Below are 25,582 nucleotides of genomic sequence, written 5' to 3'. Positions count from 1 at the left end.
CGACGCAGCCGCCATTGAACCGAGGAAAGCCACGATGAAGCTAGAGTCCTACTGGCTCGATACCGTGCCCGCCGCGCCGCTCGGCGACGAGGGGCCCGTGCAGGGCCGCGCGGACGTCGCCATTATCGGCGGCGGCTTCACGGGGCTCTCGGCAGCCGTTGCGCTCGCCCGGCGCGGTGCGGCGGTGGCGTTGCTCGATGCCGGGCGGATCGGCGGCGGCGCGTCGGGCCGCAACGGCGGGCAAGTCAACACCGGGGTCGCGCAGGATTTCGCGGCGCTCGCGTCGCAGTTGGGTCTCGAGCGTGCGCGCCGCTACTACCTTGCCTACGCGGCTGCGGTCGATACGGTCGAGCGCTTGATTCGCGAGGAAGCGATCGATTGCGACTATCTCGCCACCGGAAAGCTCAAGTTGGCCGCCAAGCCGCAGCATTACGCGCACTTGGAGAAAACGGCGGAGTTGATACATCGGGAAGTCGATCAAGACATCGAGCTGATCGATGCGGCGCATATTGGCGACGAGGTGCAGTCCGAGCGGTTCTACGGCGGTTTGCTGCAGCGCCATGGCGGGCAGATGCATATGGGCAAGTTCGCGGCGGGTCTCGCGCATGCGGCGCGCCGGCACGGGGCTGCCTTGCACGAGCATGCGCCTGTTTCGGCGATCGTCAAGCAAGGAGCGGGCGGCTACCGCATCGTGTCCGAGCGGGGCGAGCTGACGGCGACGAACGTGCTGATCGCGACCGGCCCGTCCAAGCACGGACCGTTCGCATGGTATCGGCGGCGGCTCGCACCGATCGGCTCGTTCATCATCGTGACCGAGCCCATCGGCGCCGAAGCCGTGGTGCGCATCTTCCCCCAGCGGCGCGCCTATACCACGACGCGGCTCATGCACAACTACTTCCGCGTGACGGCCGATGCGAGGCTCGTGTTCGGCGGCCGCGCGCGGTTCACGGCGTCGGAGCAGCCGTCCGACGAAAAGAGCGGGCGCATTTTGCAGCGCAGCCTTGCGGAGCTGTTTCCGCAATTGGCGAGCGCGCGCATCGACTATTGCTGGGGCGGCCTGGTCGACATCACGGCGGATCGCTTGCCGCGCGCCGGGCAGCACGACGGCTTGTACTTCTCGCTTGGCTACAGCGGGCATGGCACGCAGATGTCGACGCATATGGGGCAGGTGATGGCAGATGTCATCGACGGCCGAACGGATGCCAATCCGTGGCGCGATCTGCCCTGGCCCGCGATTCCCGGCCACACGGGCAAACCCTGGTTTCTGCCGATCGTCGGCGCCTATTACCGTATCAAAGACGTGTTCTATTGAGATCGGGCCGACGAACGCGCTCACAGTCGTTGCAGCGAAGGTAAGAAAACCTTCGTTGAACGTTAAGGCGTATTAAAACCTTCAAGTTGACCGCCGGTTAACTGTTTTTGCCAGCCTTGGCTTACTTCGCGGAGAAGTGAAATGAAAAAGGACACCTCACAATACGGTGCTGTCGGAGCCGAGACCACACTCGAGCAATTGACCGCGAAAGGCGCTTCGCGCCGCGACGCGTTGCGCGCGCTGGTTGCGGCGGGGCTCGTCTCGGTGACGGGTGGCGGCTTGCTCGTGGCGAGCACGGCCGCGCAGGCGCAAGCCAAGCCGAAGCAGGGCGGCAAGATTCGGGTGGCGACGCAATCGTCGTCCACGGCGGACACGCTCGACCCCGCGAAGGGCTCGCTCGCAACGGACTACGTTCGCTGCAACATGATCTACAACGGCTTGACCGAGCTCGACGAGCACCTCGGGGCGAAGATGGCGCTCGCCACTTCGTTCGATACGCAGGATGCGAAGGTTTGGGTCGTCAAGCTGCGCTCGGGCGTGCAGTTCCACGACGGTAAGGCGCTCACGCCGGCCGACGTAGCCTATTCGCTGTTGCGCCACAAAGACCCGGCCACGGCCTCGAAGGCCAAGACGCTTGCCGATCAAATCAGCGACGTGAAGGCGACCGGCCCGAACGAGCTGACGATCACGCTGTCCGGCCCGAATGCCGATTTGCCCGTCATTCTTGCCGACGCGCACTTCCTCATCGTGAAAGACGGCACCAAGGATTTCGCGAAGAGCGCGATCGGGACGGGTCCGTTCAAGCTCAAGGAATTCACGCCGGGCGTGCATACGGTGGTAGTCAAGAACGATCGCTACTGGAAGCCGGGCCTGCCGCATCTGGACGAAATCGAGCTCATCGGCATCGCGGACGAATCGGCGCGCGTCAATGCGCTGCTGTCGGGCGACGTACAGCTCATCAATCAGTTGAACCCGCAATCGACGGGCCGCATCAAGGCCACGCCCGGTTTCGCCGTGCTCGAAACGAAGACGGGGCAATACACGGATCTCATCATTCGCAATGATGGCGGGATCACGGGCAATCAGGATTTTCGTCTCGGGCTCATGCATTTGCAGAATCGCGATCAGATGCGTCAAGCCGTGTTTCAAGGCTACGGCGCGATCGGCAACGATCAGCCGATCGACCCGACCAACAAGTACTACTTCGCCGGGCTGCCGCAACGGCCGTTCGACCCCGACAAGGCGAAGTTCTACTTCAAGAAGGCCAATATCGGCAGCACGCCGCTGCAAGTCTTCGCGTCCCCGGCCGCCGATGGCTCCGTCGATATGGCGATGCTGCTGCAGCAGGCCGCCCCGCTCGCAGGCTTGACGTTGCAAGTGACGCGCGTGCCTTCGGACGGCTACTGGTCGAATCACTGGATGAAGCATCCGCTCTCCTACGGCAACATCAATGCGCGCCCCACGGCCGACATGCTGTTCACGCAGTTCTTCAAATCGGATGCGCCATGGAACGAGGCGAACTGGAAAGACCCGCAGTTCGATCAAATGCTCGTTGCGGCGCGCGGCGAGCCGGACGAAGCAAAGCGCAAGAAGATCTACGGCGATATGCAGGTGCTCGTGCATGAAAAAGGCGGCATCGGCATTCCGATGTTCCTGAGCTCGCTCGACGCGCATACGACGAAGCTGCAAGGGCTAGGCTCCATTCCGTTGGCGGGGCTCATGGGCTTCGCTTTCGCGGAGCATGTCTGGCTGGAAGCCTGACGGGCCGGGAAGGGCGCGCGCGGTTAAAGGGCAGGGGATCGAGTGATCGAACTCGGACATGCCATGCACGAGACTGAAGGAGGCACATCTAAATGAAACGTCAAGCATATAGGTTGATTGCCAGCCGCCTGGGCCTTGCGTTGCTGACGTTGCTGATCGTCTCGGCAATCGTGTTCGCGATGACGGGTCTCCTGCCCGGCGACGCCGCGCAGGAGGCGCTCGGCCAGGCCGCCACGCCCGAGGCCGTGGCGGCGCTGCGGCATCAATTCGGCTTGGATCAACCGGCGCTGCAGCGCTACTTGAGCTGGCTCGCACACGTCGTGCGAGGCGACTTCGGCATGTCGCTGTCCAATAGCCTGCCCGTTGGCGAGCTGATCCGAACGCGTCTGCCCAACTCGCTGATGCTCGCCGGTTTGACGACGGTCGTCTCGGTGCCGATTGCGCTCGCGATCGGCATCTTCTCGGCGATGTTTCGCGGTTCGTTGCTGGACCGGGCGCTTAACATTTTGACGCTCGCGACCGTGGCGGTGCCCGAGTTCCTGGTCGCGACGGTGGCCGTCTTGATCTTCGCCGTCAATCTGCATTGGCTTCCGGCGCTGTCGTATCTGTCTTCGGTGTCTTCGTTCAGCGATATCGTGCGCATCTATGCGATGCCGGTCATGACGTTGTGCTGCGTGCTCGTGGCGCAAATGGCGCGCATGACGCGGGCGGCCGTGCTCGACCAACTCAACGCCGGGTATGTCGAGATGGCCTACCTCAAGGGCGCATCGCAAGTGCGTGTGGTGTTGCGCCACGTGCTGCCCAATGCAATCGGCCCGATCGCCAACGCGGTGGCGCTCAGTTTGTCGTACCTCTTCGGCGGCGTGGTGATCGTCGAATCGATCTTCAACTACCCGGGACTCGCGAGCTTGATGGTGGACGCGGTAACCAATCGCGACATGCCGCTCGTGCAGGGCTGCGTCATGGTGTTCTGCGCAGCGTATCTCGCTCTTGTTTTGATGGCAGACCTATGTCAGATCGTTTCCAATCCGAGGCTCCGTCAACGATGACTCGCCCTATCCAACCCTCGATTGCCCACCCCGGCACGCAGATTTACGACGAGGCGGCGTCCGACGCGGCCGCGCCCGCGCGCCGCCCGCGCCGCGCTCGTCTGTCTTGGCTCGGCAAGATCGGCATGACGCTCGTTTGCTTCTGGCTGGCGATGGCCGTGTTCGGCCCCATGCTCGCGCCGTACAAGGAAGGCGTGCTCGCGTCCACGCTGAGCTTCGCGGGCTTCAGCGCCGCCCATCCGTTCGGCACCGACTATCTGGGCCGCGACATGTTGAGCCGCATTCTGTACGGCACGCGCTACACCGTCGGGCTCGCGCTTGCCGCCGCCTTGCTCGCGAGCGGCATCGGCACTTGCTTGGGGCTCGTTGCCGCCGTGTCGGCGCGCTGGGTGGACGAGGTCATGTGCCGCCTGTTCGACGCCTTGATCTCGATTCCGAGCAAGGTGTTGGCGCTCGTCGCCATCGCCGCGTTCGGCTCGTCGGTTCCGATGCTGACGATGGTGGCGGCCGTGGCTTACATTCCCGGCGCCTTCCGTATTTCGCGTTCTCTCGCAGTCAATTTAATGACGCTCGAATACGTTCTCGTGGCCCGGGCGCGCGGCGAACGCCTGCTGTACATCGCGCGCGTGGAAGTGCTGCCGAACATGATTCACCCGGTGCTGGCCGATTTCGGCTTACGGTTCGTCTTCATCGTGTTGCTGCTGAGCGGCCTCAGTTTTCTCGGCCTGGGCGTGCAACCGCCCAACGCGGATTGGGGCTCGCTCGTACGCGAGAACATCGGCGGCTTGGCGCAAGCGGCGCCGGCTGTGCTGATGCCTTCGATCGCCATTGCGACGCTGACGGTCGGCATGAACTTGCTGATCGACAGCTTGCGGCGTCATGCCGGGTTCGGAAAGGGAGGACGGCCGTGAGCGACATCATGATCGAGGTGAAGGGGCTGCGCATCGTTGCCGCCAGCCCGGGCGGAGATGCCGCGGAAATCGTCAAGGGCGTCGACTTCGACGTGAAGCAAGGCGAAGTGCTGGCGTTGATCGGGGAATCGGGCTCCGGCAAGACGACCATCGCGTTGTCGCTGCTCGGTTATACGCGGCAAGGGTGCGCTTTCTCGGGCGGGAGCGTGCGCGTGGGCGGCACCGACGTCCTCGCGCTGGACGAAGCGGGCCGGCGCACATTGCGCGCCCGGACCGTGGCGTACGTGGCGCAAAGCGCGGCGGCCGGATTCAATCCGGCGCGCACGTTGATGGATCAGGTGATCGAACCTGCGTTGCTGCATCGGTTGACGACGCGCGAGGCCGCGCGCGCGAAAGCCGTCGCGCTCTTTCGCGCATTGGCGCTGCCCGATCCAGAGCACATCGGCGAACGGTATCCGCATCAAGTGTCGGGGGGGCAACTTCAGCGCCTGATGGCCGCCATGGCGTTGATCACGGATCCGGCGGTGATCGTCTTCGACGAACCGACGACGGCGCTCGACGTCACGACGCAGATCGAAGTGCTCGCCGCCTTCAAGCGCGTGATCAAGGAGGTCGGCACCACGGCGGTCTACGTATCGCACGATTTGGCGGTGGTCGCGCAAATGGCCGACCGGATCGTCGTGCTCAACGGCGGCGAAGTGCAGGAGTGCGGCGACGTCGATCAAGTGCTCGACGCGCCCGCTCATGCCTACACGCGAGCGCTGTTGGCTGCATCGGCGCGCCGAGAGGCGAACGCCGGCTCGAGCCAAGCAGCCGCAGCGGCCCCCAACGTATCGTTGCTCGAGATTCGAGGCCTTTCGGCCGGCTACGGCCGCGTCGATCGCAATGGCAACCCCGCCGTGCGGGTGCTCGACGATGTCAATTTGTCGATTCCGCGCGGCGGTGCGCTCGGCGTGATCGGCGAGTCGGGGTCGGGCAAGACGACGCTCGCGCGCGTCGTCGCGGGGCTCGTGCAGCGGACGAGCGGTGAGGTGCTGTTCGAGGGGCAGCCTCTTGCGCCGGGATTGCATGGGCGCACAGCCGATCAATACCGCAGGATTCAGCTCGTGTTTCAGAATGCCGATACGGCGCTCAATCCGAGTCATACGGTGGCGGACATATTAGGCCGTCCGCTGGCGTTCTATAGAGGGTTGCGCGCAGCGGCCGCGCAACGGCGCATCGGGGAATTGCTCGATCTCGTCAAGCTGCCGGCGTCGATCGCCGGGCGGCGTCCTGCCGGCTTGTCGGGAGGACAAAAACAACGCGTGAACTTTGCGCGTGCGCTGGCTGCGGAGCCGTCGCTCATTCTGTGCGACGAAGTCACGTCGGCGCTCGACACCTTAGTGGGCGCGGCGATTCTGGACTTGTTGCGCGAGTTGCGTCGCGAACTGGGCGTGTCGTACATGTTCATTAGCCATGACATCTCCACCGTGCGCGCGATCTGCGACGACGTGGTCGTGCTCTATGCCGGCCGGCGCGTGGAGGCGGGGCAGCGCCGCTTGCTGGATCAACCGCCGCATCACCCGTACACGGGTTTGCTGGTCGATTCGGTGCCTGCACTGAAGCGCGGCTGGCTGGACGCGCATCGCAATATCGGCAACTGCGCGCTGCCTCCGCTGTCGGAAAGCGCGTCGGGCGAAGCGGAGGGACTGTGCAGCTTCCGGGCGCGGTGCTCCGCGCGCGTGGAGGGCAAATGCAATGTCGAGCGGCCGCCGATGAGAGTGCTGCCGTCCGGCGCGCAGATTCTCTGTCATCGTTCGGCGGATGAATTGAAGCTGCTTCAACCCCTGCGAGGCGCCGCATGAGCGGACGGTTCGTGCGGGTGGCCGAACGCGAGAGAAAGACGTTCACGATCGAGGTCGATGGCGTCGCCTGCGAAGCCGCCGAGGGGGATACGGTGCTCGTCGCTTTGCTCGGCACCGTGCGCGCGGTCCGCGATTCGGAGTTCGGCGACGGGCGCCGTGCCGGCTTCTGTCTCATGGGCGCGTGTCAAGACTGCTGGGTATGGTGCGAGGACGGCACGCGTCTGCGCGCATGCACGACGCCCGCCGCACCGGGCATGTCGCTCGTGACACGCCTGGCGGCGACCGGGAGAGGTGTATGGCCGCGCGCATAGTGATCGTCGGTGCGGGTCCGGCGGGCGTGCGCGCCGCGCAAGCGCTCGTGCAAGCCGGGCATCGGCCGTTCGTCGTCGACGAAGGAAGGCGAGACGGCGGCCAGATCTATCGCCGGCAACCCGAGGGATTCACGCGCTCGTACGAGACGCTCTACGGCACGGAGGCCCGTCGCGCCGAGGCGCTGCATCGAAGCTTCGATGCCTTGAAAGGCGATATCGATTACTTGCCCGAGACGCTCGTCTGGAACATCACGCCCGGGGAAATCCACCTCGTCGCGGGCGAGCGCTATCGCTCGCTCGCTTTCGATGCGCTCATCGTCTGCAGCGGCGCGACAGATCGGCTGATGCCGGTCAAGGGCTGGCAATACGCGGGCAGTTACAGCCTGGGCGGTGCGCAGATCGCATTGAAATCGCAAGGCTGCGCCATCGGCAGCCGCCCGGTTCTGTTCGGCAGCGGGCCGCTCCTTTATCTGCTTGCCGCTCAGTACGTGAAGGCGGGCGCCAATCTCGTTGCAGTGCTCGACACGTCGAAGGCGCGCGAGCGCTATGCGGCGTTACCGGCGATGCTTGCCGTGCCGTCGGCGCTCGTGAAAGGGCTGAACTTGCTGCGCGTGCTGCGCCAAGCGCGTGTGCCGGTGCATTGCGGCGTGCGGCCCGTGGAAATTCTCGGCACGGCCGAAGACGGCGTTTGCGGTGTCGTGGCCGAGCAAGCGGACGGCAGCCGGCTCGAGCTGAATTGCGACGCGGTGGCGATGGGGCACCACTTGCGCCCTGAAACGCAATTGGCCGATCTTGCCGGTTGTGCATTCGAGTTCGACGACGCGAGCCGACAGTGGCTGCCGAGCGTCGACGCAGACGGGCGCAGCAGCGTCAAGGGTGTGTACCTTGCAGGCGACGGCGCCCGCGTTCGCGGGGCCGATGCCGCCGAACGCGCGGGGCGCGCGGCCGCGTTGGCCGTGTTGCGCGATTTGGGCGGCGTGCAGACGAACGGGCCAGGGCCGGGCGCGGCCCAATTGCGCAAGGCGCTCGCTCGATACACGCGCTTCGCCGATGGCTTGCGGCGGGCGTTTCCATGGCCCGCACACGAAGCCGCTCGGTTGCCGGACGATACGATCGTGTGCCGCTGCGAAGCCGTTACGGCGGGCGCCTTGCGCGAAGTCGTTCGCGCGACGGGGGCCACCGAAGCCAATCGTGCTAAGGCATTCTCAAGGGTGGGCATGGGGCGATGCCAAGGCCGCTATTGCGGCCATGCCGCGGCAGAGGTCATTGCAGCCGAGGCGGGCGTGCCGCTCGTGCAAGTGGGCAGGCTGCGCTCGCAAGCGCCGGTGAAACCGCTTCCCATGGCGATCGTCGAGGACTCCGAAGCATGAAGACGCTCGAATCGGATGTCCTCATCGTGGGCGGCGGCATAGTCGGAACGACGACCGCATTTTTCCTGCGTCGCCGTGGCCAATCGGTGCGCTTGCTCGAACGAGGGCTGACCGGCCAGCAAGCGAGCGGCGTCAACTTCGGTGGCGTTCGACGGCAAGGGCGCGCGTTGGAGCAATTGCCGCTTGCCAATCGCGCGCTGGTTACGTGGCGGCATGCCGCCGAATGGCTTGGCGAGGACGTCGAATTCCTCGCAAGCGGCCACACGCGCGTGTGCTACCGCGAGCAGGACGTCGATACGTTCGTGCGCTATGCGGGCGAGGCGCGCGAGTGCGGGCTCGAGCTCGAAGTGCTGCAGGGACGGGCGCTCCTCGAGCGTTTTCCGTTTCTGGGGCGCGACGTGCTGGCGGCGTCGGTTTCGCCCTTGGACGGCCACGCCAACCCGCGACTGGCCGCGCCGGCGTTCGGCAGGGCCGCTCGCAAGCTGGGCGCCGACGTGCATGAGAACGTCGAGGTGGTTCGCGTCGAGCGCGAGGGCGCGGGCTTTCGCGTCGAAGATACCGCGGGGCGGGTCTATCGCAGCGCTCAACTCGTGATTTGCGCAGGTGCTTGGGCGAATCGGCTCAGTTCGCAATTCGGCGAGTCCGTTCCGCTCGAATCGCGCGGTCCGCAAATGGCGGTGACAGAGCCGGTACCCTACGTGTTCCATTCGTCGATGGGCGTGTTCACCACGGTGAAGGCGGAAAGCGTCTACTTTCGCCAAATTCCGCGCGGAAACCTCATTCTCGGCGGCGGGCCGCACGGCCCGGCCAGCATCGAAACGAACCGCGCCGGTGTCGTACCGCTCAACACGGTGCGCCAAATGGCGCAATTCCGGCGGCTCGTGCCCGGTCTTGCGCCACTGCATGTGATTCGCACTTGGAGCGGTGTCGAAGGCTACTTGCCCGACGCCGAGCCGGTGATCGGGCCGAGTCGAGCGGTCGATGGTCTTTACTACGGTTTTGGATTCAGCGGATCGGGATTTCAGATCGGTCCCGGGGTGGGCGAAACGCTGGCCGAATTGATATCGACGGGCGCCACGCCTATTGCGCTCGATAAGTTTTCGATCGGCCGCTTCGGCGAACGAGCGGCGGCGAAGCAGGAAAAAGAAGGTGCGATATGACGCGATCAGAAGGGCTTGACCTAGCCAGGGCGTTTATCGAGGCGCATTTCGCCGAACCGCTGACGCTCGCGCAAATGGCGGCGCCGGCCGCGCTGAGCATCTCCCGTTTCGCTACCGTGTTTCGCGAGCGTTTCGGTTCCTCCCCGTATCGCTATCTATGCGGCTTGCGCATCAAACGGGCGCAATCGTTGCTGTTGGCCGGCGTACCGAGCGTGGCGGTCGCGACCGAAGTCGGTTTTTTCGACCAAAGCCACTTCGGGCGGCATTTCAAGCGCATGTGCGGGATGACGCCGACGGCTTTCGTGGCCGCCGGCGGCGCGGCGCTCGGCAAGGCCAAGCGCGCGCCGGGCAAGCGCCCTGCGATGGATCAAAGGCGTTCAGCGTAAGGAGCGATTGCGTGACCAACGAAGCCTATCCGATCGAAATCGAGTTTCCGGATATCGACCGGCACGCGCCGGGCAACACCGGCGTCGATTACGTGCACACGTTCGATTCCGGCGTTGCCGGTCCGCACGTGATGATCAATGCGCTGACGCACGGCAACGAAGTGTGCGGTGCGATCGTCGTCGACGCCTTGCTCCGGCACGGCCTGCGTCCGCGCCGCGGAAGGCTCACGCTGTCGTTCGCGAACGTGTCGGCCTATGCTCGTTTCGATCCCGCCCAGCCCGACGCGGCGCGTTACGTGGACGAGGATTTCAATCGGGTATGGACCGCCGCTGTGCTCGACGATCTCACGCGTCGATCGCAGGAGCTCGAGCGCGCCCGAGCGATGCGCCCCGTGATCGATAGCGTGGATTTGCTGCTCGATCTTCATTCCATGCATGAGCGAAGCGCGCCGCTGATCGTGTCGGGCCCCCTCGATAAAGGGATCGAGCTTGCCGTACACCTGGGCACGCCGGCTACCGTCATCAGCGACGAAGGGCATCCGCAAGGCAAGCGCATGCGCGATTACGCCGGTTTTGGCGATCCCCACAGCGCGAAGAACGCATTGTTGATCGAATGCGGGCAGCATTGGGAGCGGCGCGCGGTGGACGTGGCGCGCGATTGTACGGCGAGGTTTTTGCTGATGTCGGGTGTAGTCGAAGAACCCGATCTGCCGCGGAGATGGATCGCGCCGTTGCCGCGGCGGATGACGGTCGTGCGCGTGACGCAACCGGTGGTCGCCAAGAGCATGGATTTTCGCTTTGCGGGCGATTACACGGGGCTCGAGACGTTTCCCGAAGCGGGGACCGTGATCGGATGGTCGGACGGCGAGCCTGTCGTGACGCCATACGACGATTGCGTTCTCGTCATGCCTTCGCTGAGACAGCTGCGGCCCGGCGTGACGGTGGTACGGCTGGGCCGAATCGGCGCGCGCATTGACCGACGTAAGGACGAAGGGCAAGCGGGTGGCTGATGCGAGCGGCATCTGGCGTGCCGCAGGGGAAGACTGGATAATCTAGCGCAGGTTGCGCGACATGCGCGCCTGAACGAAGGCAGGACGCCTACATTACCAGCCCACCCACCGGAGCCGTTTGCAGTGAACCGCACAACCGCGCAGCAGAGCCGAATCGATCTTGCACAATTAATCGAGCGCGTGCGCGCCATGCCGCGTGGCGCGCGTCGGCTCATCGCCATCGCAGGCGCACCGGGCGCGGGCAAGAGCACTTTCGTGCAGTCGCTATGCGACGGTCTGAACTGCGATCATCCGGATTTCGCCTGCATTCTCGCGATGGACGGCTTTCATTTCGACGATCGCGTGCTCGAGGCGCGCGGCCAACGCGCCCGCAAGGGCGCGCCTCATACGTTCGACGTCGGTGGGCTCGAAGCGATGCTCGAACGCCTCGTTGCCGACGATGGAAGAGAGATCGCCGTTCCGGTGTTCGACCGCTCTCTTGAAATCGCACGAGCCGGCGCTCAAATCATCCCGGCCTCGGCAAGGTGCATCGTGGTCGAAGGCAACTATCTGCTGCTCGACGATCCCGCATGGGCACCTTTGCGGCGGTTCTTCGATGTCACGGTCATGCTCGACGTTCCGCGCGAAGCGCTGATCGATCGCCTGACGGCGAGATGGCGCGGGTACGGCATGGATGAAGCTGCCGTACGCGCGAAGCTGGATGGCAACGACCTGCTCAACGTAGAGCTCGTGCTGTCGCGAAGTGTGGCCGCGCAGTTCGTCGTGGCGAACGTTTAGTCGAAGCACCGGCGCGCTGCGCAGAGTCGGTCGCCGCGCCGAGCGTGCCTACGGATTCTCGCAGCGCGACATGCGAACGGTCAGCGACGGCTCGCTTGAACGGCGCGTTCGATGTCGGCAATGACGATTTTTTTCATCTCGAACATTGCGCGCATGGCGGCCGATGCCGCAGCGGGATCGTCGCCGCATACGAATTCGAGCAGACGCCGCGGCGTGATTTGCCACCTCAAGCCGTAACGGTCGACCAGCCATCCGCACGGGCGCTCCTCGCCGCCTTCGCAGAGCTTCGTCCAGAGTTCGTCGACCTCCTCCTGCGTTTCGCATTCGACGAGCAGCGAGATCGATTCGTCGAATTTGTATTGCGGGCCGCCATTGAGCGCATGAAACCGTTGACCGCCAAGCTCGAACGTGACGACCATGACGGAACCGGCTTTGTCGGGCACGGCGTCGGGGTATCGGCTCGTGGTGACGATACGGCTATCGTCGAAGAGCGACGTGTAGAAGCGGGCGGCTTCTTCGGCCTCGGTGTCGAACCAGAGAAAGGGCGCAATCGTGTGGCTGAGTTTGACCATTTTCGTCTCTCCGTGCGAATCGAACCGTATTGGATCGCCGCTCTCAGCGATCGCCTATGGGGCGCGCCGCGGCGGCGTCCTCACCCAGTGCCTTCATCATGCAAACTGCCGATGCTGGACACAGCGACGCAAATTGTGAACTCGACTGCATGGGCGCCGAAGCGTCGCTTCTAGGGACCTCACGATAGCCCATGCCCGCGAAATAGCCGCTCGCATCGATCGTCAGCAAGAATAGACGATGTACGCCACCACGTGCAGCTTCTTGTTGGGCACGCTCGACGAGCGCCGCGCCCAGCCCCCGCCGCTGTGCATTCGTCGCAACCGCCACCGACCGCAGCAACGCATCGGCCCCGTAGGGCTCGATCGCGGCGCAGCCGAGGAGCGTGTCGTCGCTGCCCGCTGCAACGTAAAAGCGCTGGGCGTCGCCGGCGGTGACGTCGTCCGCGGGCAAGCCCTGTGCGACGAGCAACGCACGGATAGCGGGGAAGTCATCGGGCCGTGCCGCACGGATGGCGTGCGTGGGCACGGCGGACCTCGCGTTCGTATTCAATCCTTTGCCTTCGGTGCTTGGATCATTTTCCAGCCGTTTCCGGCAGGATCGCGAAAGCCCGCGTCGACACTGCCATAGCGGTCGATCGGCTCTTGCGTGAATTCTACGCCGCGCTTGCGCAGCCGCTCGTAGGTCGCGCGGCAATCGGCGACGGCAAGCACGAGCGGCGGCATCGCGCCCTTGGCTACCATCGCGCGCAGGCTTTGCGCGGTGGCGACGTCGTGCATGGGCGGCCCGGGCGTGAACAGCCCGAGCTGAAACGACGGTTGGTCCGGGTGCTGAACCGTGAGCCAGCGGTAATCGCCGTTGCGCACGTCGGTATGAACCTTGAAGCCGAGCTTGTCGACGTAAAACGCGAGCGCCTCGTCCTGGTCGCCGACATACAACCCTACGACATCGATGCCTTCATTCATAACGCCTCCTTGGTTGAAGGCGGCAATGTAGCGCCTGCCGCACGCCGTCGCTTCTCCGAAACTGCGATGGTGATATCGGGGCGTTGGGCGGCCTTCACGACGCAGGCCGGCACGACCGACAGACGGGTCTCGTCCGCCGTGGCTTGGTCGCGCAATGCGCCGGGGCTGTGTCCGGTGACGTCGCGAAAAATGCGCCCGAATGTACCAAGGCTTTCCCAACCGGTGGCGAAGGCGATTTCGGTGATGCTCAGATCGCTCTCGCGCAGCAGTGCGGCAGCCTGCTCGATGCGCCGCGTCAAGAGGTAGCGGTGCGGCGGCAAGCCGAAGGCGCGCTTGAACGAGCGCGCAAAATGCGCTGCGGACACGCCGCTTATTTTCGCCAGGCGCTCGACGGGCCACGCCTCATGCGAAGCGGCATCGATGCGGTCCTTTGCGCGCAGCAGGCGGCGCAATAGCCCGGGATCTTCCAATGGGGCGGAATCGGCGGGTCGAGGCGATGCCGCAGGCGGCGGGGCGGGCTTTTCAGAGGGCGGCGCTTCCAGCTCGGACTCGGACTCGGACTCGGACTCGGACTCGGACTCGGATTCGGATTCGGATTCGGATTCGGATTCGGGCTCGAACTCTGGCTCTGCTTTCGCCTTTGCGTTCGCAAATCGCGTAGGCGGCACGCCCACTACGCGCGCAAACGCCACGCTAAATGCGCTGGCCGAACGATATCCGACGCGCTCTGCCACTTCGGCCACGCTGCCTTCGTTTCGCAGCAAGAGGCGCTTGGCCATCGCCATGCGCCAATTGAGCAAGTACTCCATGGGCGCAACGCCCACGGCGCGATTGAATCGATCGAAAAACGCCGAGCGCGAAAGCGCGGCCAGCTTGGCCAGCGCAGGCACGGTCCACGAATGGGCGGGCGCTTCATGCATGGCGCGAATGGCGGCTGCGAGCCGTTCGTCGGCGAGCCCGCGCAAGAGTCCGGGCGGCGCAGCCGTCTGCGCGTTGCACCGCAGCGCCTCGATCAGCAGGACCTCCAATAGCCGCGTGAGGACCACTTCGCGCGCAGGGCGCGACGCGCGCGATTCATCGCCCACGAGGTGCACGAGCGTGGCGAGCCGCTCGTCGCCGCGAACATGTACGAGCTGCGGCAACAACGAAACGAGCAGACCCGCATCGGGCGAGCCGAAGACGCAATGGCCGATCAGAAAACGAACGTCCACCGGCCCGCTTTGGTCGCCGAGCCGAAATTGGCCGTCGCTCAGGCGCACCGGGGCGGTCACGGTGTCGTTCGACGAAGGCGGAGCGAGGCTCGACATCGAGCGGGCGAAGCCAGAGGGGATGAGGACAAAATCGCCAGCTTGCAACGTGATCGGAGCGCGGCCGTCGACGGTCAGGCGGCACGACCCTTCGAGGATCACGCAATAGAACGGTTGGCCCGATTCCTCGCGGCGCACATGCCAGCGGCCCGCCGCCCCGACGATTTTCGAGAATGCCGGGCGCGGTTGCAGCAGCATGACGACTTCGGAGAGCGGATCGATCATGCCCGGACTCCTGCGAATGAAACTCGGACTCCGGATTGTAGCTAATCCGGAGGTTAGCCACTATCGTTTCGATACCGCAACGATTCGAAGAAAGGAGTGCCGCGTATGAAAACCATTCTGATCACGGGTTGCTCGTCGGGATTCGGGCGCGATGCCGCCCGATATTTTCTCGAGCGCGAATGGAACGTCGTCGCAACGATGCGCAAGCCGGATCCCGACCTGTTGCCCCGTTCGGAGCGATTGCGCATCGTCGCCCTCGATGTCACCGATCCGGAAAGCATCCGCCGCGCCGTGGAAGACGCGGGGCCGATCGATGTGCTCGTCAACAACGCCGGAATCGGCGTATTGAACGCACTTGAAGGGTTGGCGATGGACGTCGTGCGCGAGGTGTTCGAGACGAACACGCTCGGTACGATCGCCATGACGCAAGCCGTGCTGCCTCAATTCAGGCAACGCCAAGCGGGCGTCGTGGTGAACGTCACTTCGAGCGTGACGCTGAAATGGCTGCCGCTGCTTTCCGTCTATACCGCGAGCAAGGCCGCAATCAATGCGTTCTCCGAAACGCTCGCATTGGAGCTGACGCCGTTCAACGTGCGCGTGAGGGTCGTGTTGCCGGGGCGCGCTCCCGAAACGCGCTTCAGCGAGCATGCTCGCGGCCGGATGCAAAACGGCGTTCCCGAACCCTACGTCGATTTGGCGCAGCGGGTGTTCGCGGGGTGGGAGCAAGCGACGGCCGTGACGCATTCGCTGGACGTTGCCAAGGCCATCTGGCGCGCGGCCACCGACCCGGCTTGCCCGATTCGTCTTGCCGCCGGCGAGGATGCGATGGCGTTGATGTCGTAGGGCGCATGCGAGCAGGCACGAGCCGACAGGTGTCGAAACAGGTGTCGAATCGTGCCGCACCGAGTGCGATCGTAACGAGCGCCGCCCTAGTGACGGTATACAATCTCGCGCGTCACGATCGCAATGGTGAATTCATGAATCCGTCTCTACAGACCTTGCTGCAAGCCGTCGATGCCGATAAGGCAAGGCTGGACACCGCGCGGCCTTTGCCGCTGCATACGCTCGAAGCGCTGCGCGAGCAGTTGACGTTGGAGTGGACCTATCACTCGAACGCCCTCGAGGGCAATACGCTCACGCCGAGCGAAACGAAGGGTGCGCTCGACGGCGCCACGGTGGCCGGCGAGCCGTCGCAAGCGCAGCGCGAAGCGGCGAACCATCGCGATGCGATCCGCTATGTCGAGGATATCGTCGCGGGCAACGAGACCCTGTCGGTGCAGCACATTCAACGGATCCACCGTTTGCTGCTCGCGGGCATAGATGACACGCAAGCGGGGCGATGTCGCGAGCAGAACGTACCGGCTACCGGCACGTGTCCCGCTCCTGTCGACTTCTCCCAGGTGCCGGCGCAGCTGGCCGCGCTGATCGAATGGCGTGCGCACGCGGAAAAGATGCATCCGCTGGCGCGGGCGGCCGAGCTGCAGGCACGGTTCGTCACGATTCACCCGTTCATGGGGGGCAATCGAACGATCGGGCGGCTTCTGTCGAATCTGGATCTGATGAAGGCGGGGTACCCGCCCGCGATCATCCGCGGCGAGGACCGCGCGACCTACGACTACGCACTTGAACGCGCATGCGCGACCGAGGACGTCAGCGCCTTGACGCTGCTTGTCGCCGAAGCGACCCATCGGACGCTTACCACTTACCTTGGGTCGCTCGGGGCGGCCGACTGACGAACCCTTTACCGCGCGGCGTATCCCGCGCTGTTCCGTTACGGAAAAAAACGTCCGCCGCGAATGGCTCGCGGCGGACGTTTTAGCTGGGATCGACGAGGCGGCCTCAAGCTGCGCCGTAACCGCCACCCCCCGGCGTCTGGATCACGATGACATCGTCCACGCCCATCTGCATCCGATGCCGCGCGCCGAAGTCTTCGCGGGTGCCGTCCAGGCGCTCCACCCAGTTCACTCCGACCGCCCCCGGCGTGCCGCCTTCGAGGCCGAAAGGCGGCACTTCGCGCCGATTCGCGAGCATCACGGCCGTCATCGGCTCCAAAAAGCGCACGCGCCGCTCGGTCCCGTCGCCCCCGCGATGGCGTCCGGCGCCGCCGCTGCCGCGCCGCACGCGGAATTCATCGAGCCGCACGGGGAAACGCCATTCGAGCACCTCGGGATCGGTCAAGCGCGAGTTCGTCATATGGGTCTGCACCGCACTGCACCCGTCGAACGTCGGGCCCGCGCCCGCTCCGCCGCAGATCGTCTCGTAGTACTGGAAGCGATCGTTGCCGAACGTGAAGTTGTTCATCGTGCCTTGAGCGCCGGCCATGACACCCAGTGCGCCGTAGAGAGCATCGGTGACCACCTGCGATGTCTCGACGTTGCCCGCCACGACCGCCGCGGGATAGCGCGGGTTCAGCATCGAGCCTTCGGGAATCTTGATCTCGAGCGGCTTCAAGCAACCGGCATTGAGCGGGATGTCCTCGTCTACGAGCGTTCGGAAAACATAGAGCACGGCCGCTTTGCAGATCGCCGCCGGCGCATTGAAGTTGTTCGGCTGCTGCTCGCTCGTGCCGGCGAAATCGATGACGGCTGAACGCTGCGCCTTGTCGATCGACACGTTGACGACGATTTTAGCGCCGTCGTCGAATGCGTATTCGAAACGGCCGTCCTTGAGCACCGACAGCGTGCGGCGCACGACTTCCTCGGCATTGTCCTGCACGTGCCGCATGTAAGCCTGCACCGTATCGACGCCGAACTGTCCGCACATGCGATCGAGTTCCAATGCTCCCTTGGTGCAGGCGGCCACTTGAGCGCGTAGGTCCGCTAGGTTCTGCTCGACATTGCGCACGGGCCATGGGCCCGAGAGCAGCTTGTCGCGAATTCGGCCTTCCAGGAAGCGGCCTTCGGCGACGAGTTGCACGTTATCGAGCAACACGCCTTCCTCATCGACATGGACCGAATCGGGCGGCATCGAGCCGGGCGTGACTCCGCCGATATCGGCATGATGGCCGCGCGCCGCGACGTAGAACATCGGTTCGCTGGAACCAGCGGTAAACACCGGCATGATGACGGTCACGTCGGGCAAATGCGTGCCGCCCGCATAGGGCGCATTCAGCGCGAACGCATCGCCGGGCCGCATGGTGCCGGTGCGGCGCTCGATCACGGTGCGCACGCTCTCGCCCATCGAGCCGAGGTGAACCGGCATGTGCGGCGCGTTCGCGATCAAATTGCCGTCGCCATCGAACAACGCGCACGAAAAGTCCAAGCGTTCCTTGATGTTGACCGAGTACGACGTGTTCGCGAGCGTGACCCCCATCTGTTCGGCGATCGACATGAACAAGTTGTTGAACACTTCCAACAGCACGGGGTCGGCTTGCGTGCCGGCCGCGTGGCGCGCTTCGAGCGGCACCGTGCGCTCCACGACCATGTGGTTGTGGCGCGTCACGACGAGCTGCCATCCCGGTTCGACGATCGTCGTGCCGGTGCGTTCCTTGATGATGGAAGGGCCGTCGATCTTTGCGCCGGGCGCCATCGTGTCGCGATCGTAGACCGGCGTCTCGCGCCATTGGCCGCCGGTGAAGACTCGCGTGGTGGCGAGCGGGGCCGGCGCGGCCGATGCGTTCTCGCCGAGCGGCCAGCGTTCGTCGTCAGCCTGTTGCGTGCAACCGATCGCTTCCACGGCAACCGCTTCGACGATCAATGCGCGGTTGGGCATCAGGAAGCCGTAACGCGTGCGGTAGAGCGTTTCGAATTGAGCGGTCACGGCCGCCACGTCTTCCTTGAAGTCGACTTCGAGTGCGGTGTCGGTGCCGTCGTACTTCACATGCAGTTTGTGGCAGACGGTGACGCGCGTGTCATCGATACGCTGCTCGGCGACTTCGCGGCGAGCGGCATCCACCAGGTCCGCAAACTCGGTTTTGCAAGCGGCCAGTGCGCGCGCATCGAGCGGGACTTCGAGCGCGCGTTGGCGCAGCGCACGCACGTCGGCGAGCCCCATGCCGTACGCCGACAGCACGCCCGCAAGCGGATGAATGAACACGCGCGTCATGCCGAGTGCGTCCGCGACGAGGCACGCATGTTGGCCGCCCGCGCCGCCGAAGCAGGCGAGCGTGTACTGCGTCACGTCGTAGCCGCGCTGCACGGAGATTTGCTTGATCGCATTGGCCATGTTCTCGACGGCGATCTTCAAGAAACCTTCGGCGATCTCCTCCGGCTGACGCTCGATTCCGGTTGCCGCGGCCACTTCGCCGGCCAACGTCGTGAAGCGTCGGCGCACGATCGCATCGTCGAGCGGTTCGTCGCCCTCGGGGCCGAATACGGCCGGGAACCATTGCGGGTTGAGCTTGCCCGTCATGACGTTGCAGTCGGTGACCGTCAAGGGGCCGCCGCGCCGGTACGATGCGGGGCCCGGATTGGCCCCCGCGCTTTCGGGGCCGACCCGGAAACGGGCGCCGTCGAAGCTGCAGATCGAGCCGCCGCCGGCCGCGACAGTGTGGATCTTCATCATCGGCGCGCGGATGCGCACCCCGGCCACCTCGGTAATGAATTCGCGCTCGTATTCGCCTGCGTAGTGGGTGACGTCGGTCGAGGTGCCGCCCATGTCGAAGCCGATGATGCGGTCGAACCCGGCGAGCGCTGCCACTTGCGCCGCGCCGACGATGCCGCCTGCGGGGCCGGACAGAATCGCGTCCTTGCCTTGGAAACGGTGCGCGTCGGTCAAACCGCCGTTACTTTGCATGAATTGCAGCGGCACGGGGCCTAGCTCGCCTTCCACTTGGCGCACGTAATGGCGCAGCACCGGCGAAAGATAGGCGTCGACGACGGTCGTGTCGCCGCGCGAGACCAGCTTCATCAGCGGGCTGACCTCGTGGCTCACCGAAATCTGGGTGAAGCCGATCTCTTGCGCGATCGCCTTCAGCTTGCGCTCGTGCTCGGGATGGCGATAGGCGTGCATCAACACGATCGCGCAAGCACGAATGCCCTCGTCGTACGCGCTTTGCAATGCTTGACGCGCAGCCGCTTCATCGAGCGAGCGCACGGCTTCGCCGCGCGCGCCGATGCGCTCGTCGATCTCCACGACGCGCTCGTAGAGCAACGTGGGCAACTCGATATTGCGCACGAACAGCTTCGGCCGGTTTTGATAAGCGATACGCAGCGCGTCCGCAAATCCCTTCGTGATCGCGAGCACCGTGCGCTCGCCTTTGCGTTCGAGCAGGGCATTGGTGGCGACGGTCGTGCCCATCCGCACGCATTCGATCAAGTGCGCGGGGACCGGCGCGCCGTTCGGGACACCGAGCAGTTCGCGAATCCCTTGCACCGCCGAATCGCGATAGCGCTCGGGGTTCTCCGAGAGGACCTTGTGCGTGACGAGCATGCCGTCGGGGCGCCGCGCGACGATGTCCGTGAACGTGCCTCCGCGGTCGATCCAGAACTGCCATCGTTCGGAGTCCGAAATATTTTCAGTGGTGTCGTACGTCATGGTTGGGGCCTGAAACAGAGAGTGCGATAGGGAATTAGTGCTCGAGCTTGGCGCCGCGCGTCTCGGGCAGCGTGAGGGCAGCGAGAATCACCACGCCGTACGCTGCCGCGGCGAATGCGCCGATCGCCGCGCCCAGCGTGATTTGCTGCGCGACGTAGCCGATGAGGAACGGGAAGGCAGCGCCGACAGCGCGGCCGAAGTTGTAGCAAAAGCCTTGGCCGGAGCCGCGGATGCGCGTCGGGAAGAGTTCCGACATGAAGGCGCCCATGCCCGAGAACATGCCCGATGCGAAAAAGCCGAGCGGAAAACCAAGAATCAGAAGCAGGGTGTTGTCGAGCGAAACATGCGTGTAGGCGAGCGCGATGATCATCGACGCCAGCGCGAACGTGATGAAGCCGAGCTTGCGGCCGATCCGGTCGGAAAGCCATGCGCCGAACAGATAGCCGGCGTATGAGCCTGCGATGATCACGGCAAGGTACTCGCCGGTGCCCACGACGCTCAGGTGCTGCTCGGTCTTCAAGTAGGTGGGCAGCCAGGTCGTGATCGCGTAGTAGCCGCCTTGCGCGCCGGTTGCAAGCAGGGCGGTGCGCAGCGTCGTGAACCACATGTCGGCGCTGAAGATTTCGAGGAACGAGTGCGCTGCGTTGGTCTCGCGTTCACGTTGCTTCGCAAGGCGATGCACCTCCGGCTCTTCGACGAAACGGCGAATGAAGATGACGAAGGGGGCCGGCAAGATGCCCAGCGCGAACAGGGCACGCCAAGCGATCTCATGCGGCAGGAACGTGAACACGAGCGTATAGAGCCCGGCCGACACGGCCCAGCCGATGGCCCAGCCCGCTTGAACCATCCCGACGGCCTTGCCGCGATCGCGGGCACGGATGACTTCCCCCATCAGGACGGCGCCCGCGGTCCACTCTCCGCCGAACCCGAGCCCCATCAGCCCGCGGGCGACGAGCAATTGCGTGAAATTCTGCGCAAACGCGCACGCGAGCGTGAAGACGGCGAACCAGACGATCGTGATCTGCAGCGTGCGTACGCGTCCGAACCGGTCGGACAAGATGCCCGCGAGCCAGCCGCCCACCGCCGACATCAGCAGCGTAACCGTGCCGATGAGTCCCGCTTCGCCCTTGGTGAGCCCCCACGTGGCAATCAACGCGGGGATGACGAAGCTCAGAAACTGGGTGTCCATCGCATCGAGTGCGTAGCCGGTCTTGCAGCTCCAGAACGCACGCCGTTCGTTGGCGTTCAGGTGCGCATACCAGCCGAACATCGCGTGGCGGCCTTCGCTCGTATCGGCGGCGCTTGCCGCCGTATCGTCTGCGTGCTTCATGTCGGGATAATGTGCTTCGGTATTCATGGTGGTCTCCTCGCTACCACGGACGTTCGAGAATCAACCGCACGTCAAAGGACGGCGAGCGATGCGTTGGGGATATCGGTCACCAGCATGTGGCCGGGGCGATGGGCGATAGCGAACGGCAGGCGCGCTGCTTCGATCGCGCTTTGCGGGGTGACGCCGCACGCCCAGAACACCGGCATTTCGTCTTCACGGATCGTGACGGCATCGCCGTAGTCGGGACGTGAGAGATCCGCGATGCCGATCGCGCGGGGATGGCCCAAATGCACCGGAGCCCCGTGAACCGACGGGAATCGACTCGTGACCTGCACGGCTCGGATCGCGTTCGCTCCGGTCATGGGCCGCATCGAGACGACCAGTTGTCCGCCGAACGGCTCGGCCGGCACGTTGGCGACGTTGGTGCGAAACATCGGCACGTTGACGCCTTCTTCGACGTGCCGCAGGGGAATGCGCTCGAGCGCGAGCATCTGTTCGAACGAGAACGAGCAGCCGATCGCGAACGCCACGAGATCGTCGTTCCACAGCGAGACGATGTCGCCGGGCTGCTCGGTCAACACTCCGTCGCGATAGACGTTGTAGCCGGGGACATCGGTGCGCAGGTCGAGGTCGCGCCCGAGCGAGGGGATCGCCCATTGCCCCCGCTCGCCCACGCCCAACAACGGGCACGCTTTCGGATTCCTCACGCAAAACCGCAGGAAATCCTCGGCATAGGAGCTCGGGATGATGACGAGATTGGCTTGAGCGTAGTCGCCGCACTGGCCTGCCGTGGGACCGGTGAAGTCCTTGCGGCGCACGAGCTGGCGGAAGTGGTGGGGCATGACGGTATTCCTTGAATCGGTGGAGCAATCGAGCAATCGAGCAACGGGGCAAGGGCGATGGCTTGGACAGGAGATTAGGTTTGAATTTAATGACACGCCAGCAAGTTATTCCGCGCGGTGCCGTCAAGGTTTTTTTAACGGATTCGTGCGGGTTTTCCCGGCGATGCGGCGAACGTCGGGGTATCGGAACGAACCTTGGAGCCGTGCAGCGCAAGGCATGGGCGATAATTGGCGGGTTCCCAGCGATGGTGCATCCGGTTGACTAACCTGGTGCAGAACCCCGCAGCGGATGCATCGAAAAGATCGGCGTGGGCTTTTTGTTCTGCTTAACATCGGCGCCAGGATGCCGATAAGCATGACCGGGGGCGCGATGCTTTCGCGCGGCCGGCCCACCATACGAACAAGCCCTATTCGTCGGAAGAAACACTATGTCTCGTTTGACTTTGCGACAAAAGCTCTGGATCCCGCTGCTGCTGACTTGGGTTGGATTGCTGACGCTAACCGTCTGGCATGCCTTGCAGATGCGCGAAATGCAGTTGACCGAACGCAAGCACGCGCTTGCGGACGTCACGGAAACGGCTTATTCGATCGCGGCCGGTCTCGATCGCGATGCGCAGGCGGGAAAGATCGGCGCGGATGCCGCCAAACAGCAAGCGCTCGCGCGCATCGCCGATCTGCGCTACAGCGGCAACGGTTACGTCACGGTGGTCGGCGCCGATTCCGTCGTGGTCATGCATCCGATGGCGCCCAAGCTCAATGGCAAGGACATGTCGCAATGGAAGGATGCGAAGGGCAATCTGCTCTATAAGGACATCGCGGCGGCGGGCGCCTCGCCCGGCGGCATCGGTTACGTCGAGTACTGGTGGCCCAAGCCGGGTGAAAAAGAGCCGAGTTCGAAGCTGGGCTTCGTCAAACGTTACAAGCCCTGGAATTGGGACTTCATAGCCGGGGTTTACCAGGACGATATTCAAGCGGCGTTCTATCACACCCTTGTCACGTCCTTAGCGGTCCTGATCGTGCTTGGCGCGGCCATTTCCCTGTTGACGTCATTGGCCGTCAAGAGCGTGCGCCGCTCCGTGGGCGGCGAGCCGTCTCGTGCCGCCGAGCTGGCGCGCCAGATCGCTTCGGGAGATCTGACGGGGCGGATCGACGTTGCGCATGGCGACGATGAAAGCATCGTGTCGGCGATCGCCTATACGCGCGATACGCTCGCGGGCGCGGTCTCGCGCGTCAAGTCGGCCGCCGAAGCGATCCATACCGCGGCGGCCGAGATCGCGACAGGCAATGGCGATTTGTCGAGCCGAACCGAACAGCAAGCGGCCTCGCTCGAGGAAACGGCGGCCGCGATGGACGAGCTTACGTCGACCGTGAAGCAAAACGCCGAGAATGCCTCGCGTGCGACGGAAGTCGCGGCGAGTGCGTCATCGGAAGCCGAGCGCGGCGGGGGCGTGGTCGGCGATGTCGTGAGCAAGGTGCGCGCGATCGCCGAAAGCTCGAAGAAGGTGGCCGACATTACGTCGGTCATCGACAGCATCGCCTTCCAGACGAACATCCTCGCGCTGAACGCGGCGGTGGAAGCGGCGCGCGCCGGCGAAAACGGACGCGGCTTCGCCGTGGTGGCCAGCGAAGTGCGCAGTCTCGCGCAGCGCAGTGCGGCCGCAGCGAAGGAGATTCGCGTGCTGGTCGATACCTCGTTGACGCAAGTGGAGAGCGGGGCGGCGCTGGCCGAAAGCGCCGGTCAAGCGATGGACGGCATCGTCACGGCGGTCAAACGCGTCACGACGATCGTCGACGAGATCGCCACGGCGTCCGTGCAGCAAAGTACCGGCATCGACGAAGTCAATCGTGCGATCGCGCAGATGGACGGCGCAACGCAGCAGAACGCGGCGCTCGTGGAGCAGGCCGCCGCCGCGGCTGCCTCACTGAACGAGCAGGCGCAGCAATTAGGGGCGGCTATTCGAGTCTTCCGCGTGCAAGCCGATGCGACGCACCTAGCGACTCGATGAATACGCGCTTTCTCGAAACCTTCGTCACGCTAGCGGAACTCGAGAGTTTCCGCGCCACCGCGCGCGTGCTGCACGCCACGCCCGCGACGATCTCATTGCGGATCAAATCGCTAGAAGACGACCTGCGCACGCAGCTCATCGACCGCACGACGACACAATTTCGGCTGACCCCGGCGGGCGAGAGCTTGCTTGGCCTCGCACGCAATGTCGTCGACGCGGCGCGCGCGCTGCGCGAGGCCGCCGGGCAGGAAGTCGTCGTTGGCGGAAAGCTCAGATTGGGCGTGATCGAGACCGTCGTTCATTCATGGCTGTCGCATTACATTACGCACCTGAACGCGAAATTTCCGCAACTCGATGTCGACTTGACCGTCGATTCGAGCGCCGTCCTACAGCAGCGCTTGTTGGCGGGCGAACTCGATCTGGCGATTCGCGTGGAGGGGATCGACAGCACGAAGATCGCCTCTAGCGCCATCGCCAGCTACCCGGTGCGTTGGATCGCGCGCCGCGGGTTGCTGTCGCGGCGCACGACCGGGCTTGCCGCACGCGTGTTGCAACGGCCGATCTTGACGTTCGGCCGCGGGACGGCCCCGCAAGTGGCATTGCAGAGCATCGTGCATACGCTGGCTCGCCAGGAACAGATGCGTCCCGAGCAAACCCGGGTGACCTGCTCTCCCTCGGTGGCCGCCATCGTGCAACTCGTTCGCGACGGCTATGGCGTCGCTTGTATCCCGAGCCTGTTCGTCACCGACGAGCTGCAGACGGGAGAATTCGTCGAGCTTGCGCTCAAGCCGGTGCCCCCGCCGATCATCGTGTCGGTCTGTAAGCCCATGAATGCGAGCGCGATGGTGAACGCTGCCGCGAGCGCGGCCCATATTGCGTGTTCGGCCTATTGCAGGACCAAGCGCCCGGATTTGGTCGAGGCGCTCTGAGGCGTCGCTGCACGCCGTTGCACGCGGCGAACGAGGCGTGGT

22 protein-coding genes and 1 pseudogene are annotated in these 25,582 nt (G+C 64.6%); 15 read left to right on the top strand and 8 right to left on the bottom strand.

The annotated features are described in order from the left end of the window. The first annotated feature begins 34 nt into the window (after window positions 1–34). From QQS38_RS24485 to QQS38_RS24435, 11 genes are all read left to right on the top strand, one after another. Window positions 35–1,312, top strand: coding sequence for an NAD(P)/FAD-dependent oxidoreductase (locus QQS38_RS24485; RefSeq protein WP_479647935.1), 1,278 nt, complete (start codon window positions 35–37; stop codon window positions 1,310–1,312). A gap of 141 nt (window positions 1,313–1,453) precedes the next feature. Next, window positions 1,454–3,073 carry an ABC transporter substrate-binding protein gene (locus tag QQS38_RS24480; protein WP_479647934.1) on the top strand — a complete coding sequence of 540 codons (1,620 nt, stop codon included), beginning with the start codon at window positions 1,454–1,456 and terminating at the stop codon, window positions 3,071–3,073. Window positions 3,074–3,165: 92 nt separating this feature from the next. Beyond that, on the top strand, window positions 3,166–4,122 hold the full coding sequence (locus QQS38_RS24475; RefSeq protein ID WP_479647933.1) for an ABC transporter permease: 957 nt from the start codon (window positions 3,166–3,168) through the stop codon (window positions 4,120–4,122). Further along, on the top strand, window positions 4,119–5,033 hold the full coding sequence (locus QQS38_RS24470; RefSeq protein WP_479647932.1) for an ABC transporter permease: 915 nt from the start codon (window positions 4,119–4,121) through the stop codon (window positions 5,031–5,033). Before QQS38_RS24475 ends, QQS38_RS24470 begins: the two co-directional genes overlap by 4 nt. 8 nt (window positions 5,034–5,041) lie before the next feature. After that, entirely contained in the window at window positions 5,042–6,877 is a 1,836-nt protein-coding gene (locus QQS38_RS24465; RefSeq protein WP_479647956.1) for an ABC transporter ATP-binding protein, read from the top strand. Beyond that, window positions 6,874–7,188: a (2Fe-2S)-binding protein gene (locus QQS38_RS24460; RefSeq protein WP_479647931.1), complete on the top strand. Its 315-nt coding sequence runs from the start codon at window positions 6,874–6,876 to the stop codon at window positions 7,186–7,188. Before QQS38_RS24465 ends, QQS38_RS24460 begins: the two co-directional genes overlap by 4 nt. Further along, on the top strand, window positions 7,173–8,558 hold the full coding sequence (locus tag QQS38_RS24455; RefSeq protein ID WP_479647930.1) for an FAD/NAD(P)-dependent oxidoreductase: 1,386 nt from the start codon (window positions 7,173–7,175) through the stop codon (window positions 8,556–8,558). The genes QQS38_RS24460 and QQS38_RS24455 overlap by 16 nt, the downstream gene beginning before the upstream one ends. After that, window positions 8,555–9,718, top strand: a complete 1,164-nt coding sequence (locus QQS38_RS24450) for an NAD(P)/FAD-dependent oxidoreductase (protein ID WP_479647929.1) — start codon at window positions 8,555–8,557, stop codon at window positions 9,716–9,718. Before QQS38_RS24455 ends, QQS38_RS24450 begins: the two co-directional genes overlap by 4 nt. Further along, window positions 9,715–10,104, top strand: coding sequence for a helix-turn-helix domain-containing protein (locus QQS38_RS24445; RefSeq protein ID WP_479647928.1), 390 nt, complete (start codon window positions 9,715–9,717; stop codon window positions 10,102–10,104). Before QQS38_RS24450 ends, QQS38_RS24445 begins: the two co-directional genes overlap by 4 nt. An 11-nt stretch (window positions 10,105–10,115) precedes the next feature. Continuing rightward, window positions 10,116–11,114, top strand: a complete 999-nt coding sequence (locus QQS38_RS24440) for a M14 family metallopeptidase (RefSeq protein WP_479647927.1) — start codon at window positions 10,116–10,118, stop codon at window positions 11,112–11,114. 123 nt (window positions 11,115–11,237) lie between these two features. Next, window positions 11,238–11,891 carry a nucleoside/nucleotide kinase family protein gene (locus QQS38_RS24435; protein WP_479647926.1) on the top strand — a complete coding sequence of 218 codons (654 nt, stop codon included), beginning with the start codon at window positions 11,238–11,240 and terminating at the stop codon, window positions 11,889–11,891. An 80-nt stretch (window positions 11,892–11,971) separates the two neighbouring features. Here the strand turns inward: QQS38_RS24435 and QQS38_RS24430 are convergent, their stop codons facing one another. From QQS38_RS24430 to QQS38_RS24410, 5 genes and pseudogenes are all read right to left on the bottom strand, one after another. Continuing rightward, window positions 11,972–12,463 carry a VOC family protein gene (locus tag QQS38_RS24430; RefSeq protein ID WP_479647925.1) on the bottom strand — a complete coding sequence of 164 codons (492 nt, stop codon included), beginning with the start codon at window positions 12,461–12,463 and terminating at the stop codon, window positions 11,972–11,974. Window positions 12,464–12,506: 43 nt separating this feature from the next. Next, window positions 12,507–12,989 (bottom strand): arsenic resistance N-acetyltransferase ArsN2, encoded by a 483-nt coding sequence (gene arsN2 / locus QQS38_RS24425; RefSeq protein ID WP_479647924.1) that lies wholly within the window; start codon window positions 12,987–12,989, stop codon window positions 12,507–12,509. A 20-nt stretch (window positions 12,990–13,009) separates the two neighbouring features. Then, window positions 13,010–13,426, bottom strand: coding sequence for a VOC family protein (locus tag QQS38_RS24420; protein ID WP_479647923.1), 417 nt, complete (start codon window positions 13,424–13,426; stop codon window positions 13,010–13,012). Further along, the gene (locus QQS38_RS24415; RefSeq protein ID WP_479647955.1) at window positions 13,423–14,094 is read right to left on the bottom strand and encodes a helix-turn-helix transcriptional regulator; all 672 of its coding nucleotides are present in this window, start codon (window positions 14,092–14,094) and stop codon (window positions 13,423–13,425) included. Before QQS38_RS24415 ends, QQS38_RS24420 begins: the two co-directional genes overlap by 4 nt. Next, window positions 14,074–14,958: pseudogene (locus tag QQS38_RS24410) on the bottom strand (AraC family transcriptional regulator); the annotation flags it as partial. The gene QQS38_RS24415 and the pseudogene QQS38_RS24410, both read right to left, overlap by 21 nt. A gap of 105 nt (window positions 14,959–15,063) precedes the next feature. Between QQS38_RS24410 and QQS38_RS24405 the strand changes: the two are divergent. Together QQS38_RS24405 and QQS38_RS24400 are read left to right on the top strand one after the other, a co-directional pair. Beyond that, window positions 15,064–15,801: an SDR family NAD(P)-dependent oxidoreductase gene (locus QQS38_RS24405; protein ID WP_479647922.1), complete on the top strand. Its 738-nt coding sequence runs from the start codon at window positions 15,064–15,066 to the stop codon at window positions 15,799–15,801. 134 nt (window positions 15,802–15,935) lie between these two features. Then, on the top strand, window positions 15,936–16,691 hold the full coding sequence (locus QQS38_RS24400) for a Fic family protein (protein ID WP_479647921.1): 756 nt from the start codon (window positions 15,936–15,938) through the stop codon (window positions 16,689–16,691). Window positions 16,692–16,797: 106 nt separating this feature from the next. Here the strand turns inward: QQS38_RS24400 and QQS38_RS24395 are convergent, their stop codons facing one another. The 3 genes from QQS38_RS24395 to QQS38_RS24385 are packed head-to-tail and all read right to left on the bottom strand — an operon-like array spanning window position 16,798 to window position 22,641. After that, window positions 16,798–20,433 (bottom strand): hydantoinase B/oxoprolinase family protein, encoded by a 3,636-nt coding sequence (locus tag QQS38_RS24395; protein ID WP_479647920.1) that lies wholly within the window; start codon window positions 20,431–20,433, stop codon window positions 16,798–16,800. A gap of 34 nt (window positions 20,434–20,467) precedes the next feature. Further along, a complete protein-coding gene (locus QQS38_RS24390) occupies window positions 20,468–21,790 on the bottom strand; it encodes an MFS transporter (RefSeq protein WP_479647919.1) in 1,323 nt (440 codons plus the stop codon). 44 nt (window positions 21,791–21,834) lie between these two features. Beyond that, window positions 21,835–22,641: a putative hydro-lyase gene (locus tag QQS38_RS24385; protein ID WP_479647918.1), complete on the bottom strand. Its 807-nt coding sequence runs from the start codon at window positions 22,639–22,641 to the stop codon at window positions 21,835–21,837. Window positions 22,642–23,033: 392 nt separating this feature from the next. Here QQS38_RS24385 and QQS38_RS24380 point away from each other — a divergent pair, with 392 nt between their 5' ends. Beyond that, complete coding sequence (locus QQS38_RS24380) at window positions 23,034–24,611, top strand: methyl-accepting chemotaxis protein (protein ID WP_479647917.1); 1,578 nt, start codon at window positions 23,034–23,036, stop codon at window positions 24,609–24,611. After that, window positions 24,608–25,540 carry a LysR family transcriptional regulator gene (locus tag QQS38_RS24375; RefSeq protein ID WP_479647916.1) on the top strand — a complete coding sequence of 311 codons (933 nt, stop codon included), beginning with the start codon at window positions 24,608–24,610 and terminating at the stop codon, window positions 25,538–25,540. The genes QQS38_RS24380 and QQS38_RS24375 overlap by 4 nt, the downstream gene beginning before the upstream one ends. Window positions 25,541–25,582 lie beyond the last annotated feature (42 nt).

This window comes from Trinickia sp. Z7 (genome assembly GCF_056498045.1).
The sequence above is the reverse complement of the archived record's forward strand: the minus strand, read 5'-3'. Positions and strand labels throughout refer to the sequence as shown.

Bases quoted from the DNA above. Each gene is read 5' to 3' on its own strand.
- QQS38_RS24450 (WP_479647929.1), top strand. From the start codon at position 8,555: ATGAAGACGCTCGAATCGGATGTCCTCATCGTGGGCGGCGGCATAGTC.
- QQS38_RS24390 (WP_479647919.1), bottom strand. From the start codon at position 21,790: ATGAATACCGAAGCACATTATCCCGACATGAAGCACGCAGACGATACG.
- QQS38_RS24430 (WP_479647925.1), bottom strand. From the start codon at position 12,463: ATGGTCAAACTCAGCCACACGATTGCGCCCTTTCTCTGGTTCGACACC.
- QQS38_RS24465 (WP_479647956.1), top strand. From the start codon at position 5,042: ATGATCGAGGTGAAGGGGCTGCGCATCGTTGCCGCCAGCCCGGGCGGA.
- QQS38_RS24445 (WP_479647928.1), top strand. From the start codon at position 9,715: ATGACGCGATCAGAAGGGCTTGACCTAGCCAGGGCGTTTATCGAGGCG.
- QQS38_RS24475 (WP_479647933.1), top strand. From the start codon at position 3,166: ATGAAACGTCAAGCATATAGGTTGATTGCCAGCCGCCTGGGCCTTGCG.
- QQS38_RS24480 (WP_479647934.1), top strand. From the start codon at position 1,454: ATGAAAAAGGACACCTCACAATACGGTGCTGTCGGAGCCGAGACCACA.
- QQS38_RS24420 (WP_479647923.1), bottom strand. From the start codon at position 13,426: ATGAATGAAGGCATCGATGTCGTAGGGTTGTATGTCGGCGACCAGGAC.
- QQS38_RS24405 (WP_479647922.1), top strand. From the start codon at position 15,064: ATGAAAACCATTCTGATCACGGGTTGCTCGTCGGGATTCGGGCGCGAT.
- QQS38_RS24375 (WP_479647916.1), top strand. From the start codon at position 24,608: ATGAATACGCGCTTTCTCGAAACCTTCGTCACGCTAGCGGAACTCGAG.
- QQS38_RS24400 (WP_479647921.1), top strand. From the start codon at position 15,936: ATGAATCCGTCTCTACAGACCTTGCTGCAAGCCGTCGATGCCGATAAG.
- QQS38_RS24380 (WP_479647917.1), top strand. From the start codon at position 23,034: ATGTCTCGTTTGACTTTGCGACAAAAGCTCTGGATCCCGCTGCTGCTG.
- QQS38_RS24485 (WP_479647935.1), top strand. From the start codon at position 35: ATGAAGCTAGAGTCCTACTGGCTCGATACCGTGCCCGCCGCGCCGCTC.
- QQS38_RS24455 (WP_479647930.1), top strand. From the start codon at position 7,173: ATGGCCGCGCGCATAGTGATCGTCGGTGCGGGTCCGGCGGGCGTGCGC.
- QQS38_RS24395 (WP_479647920.1), bottom strand. From the start codon at position 20,433: ATGACGTACGACACCACTGAAAATATTTCGGACTCCGAACGATGGCAG.
- QQS38_RS24470 (WP_479647932.1), top strand. From the start codon at position 4,119: ATGACTCGCCCTATCCAACCCTCGATTGCCCACCCCGGCACGCAGATT.
- QQS38_RS24460 (WP_479647931.1), top strand. From the start codon at position 6,874: ATGAGCGGACGGTTCGTGCGGGTGGCCGAACGCGAGAGAAAGACGTTC.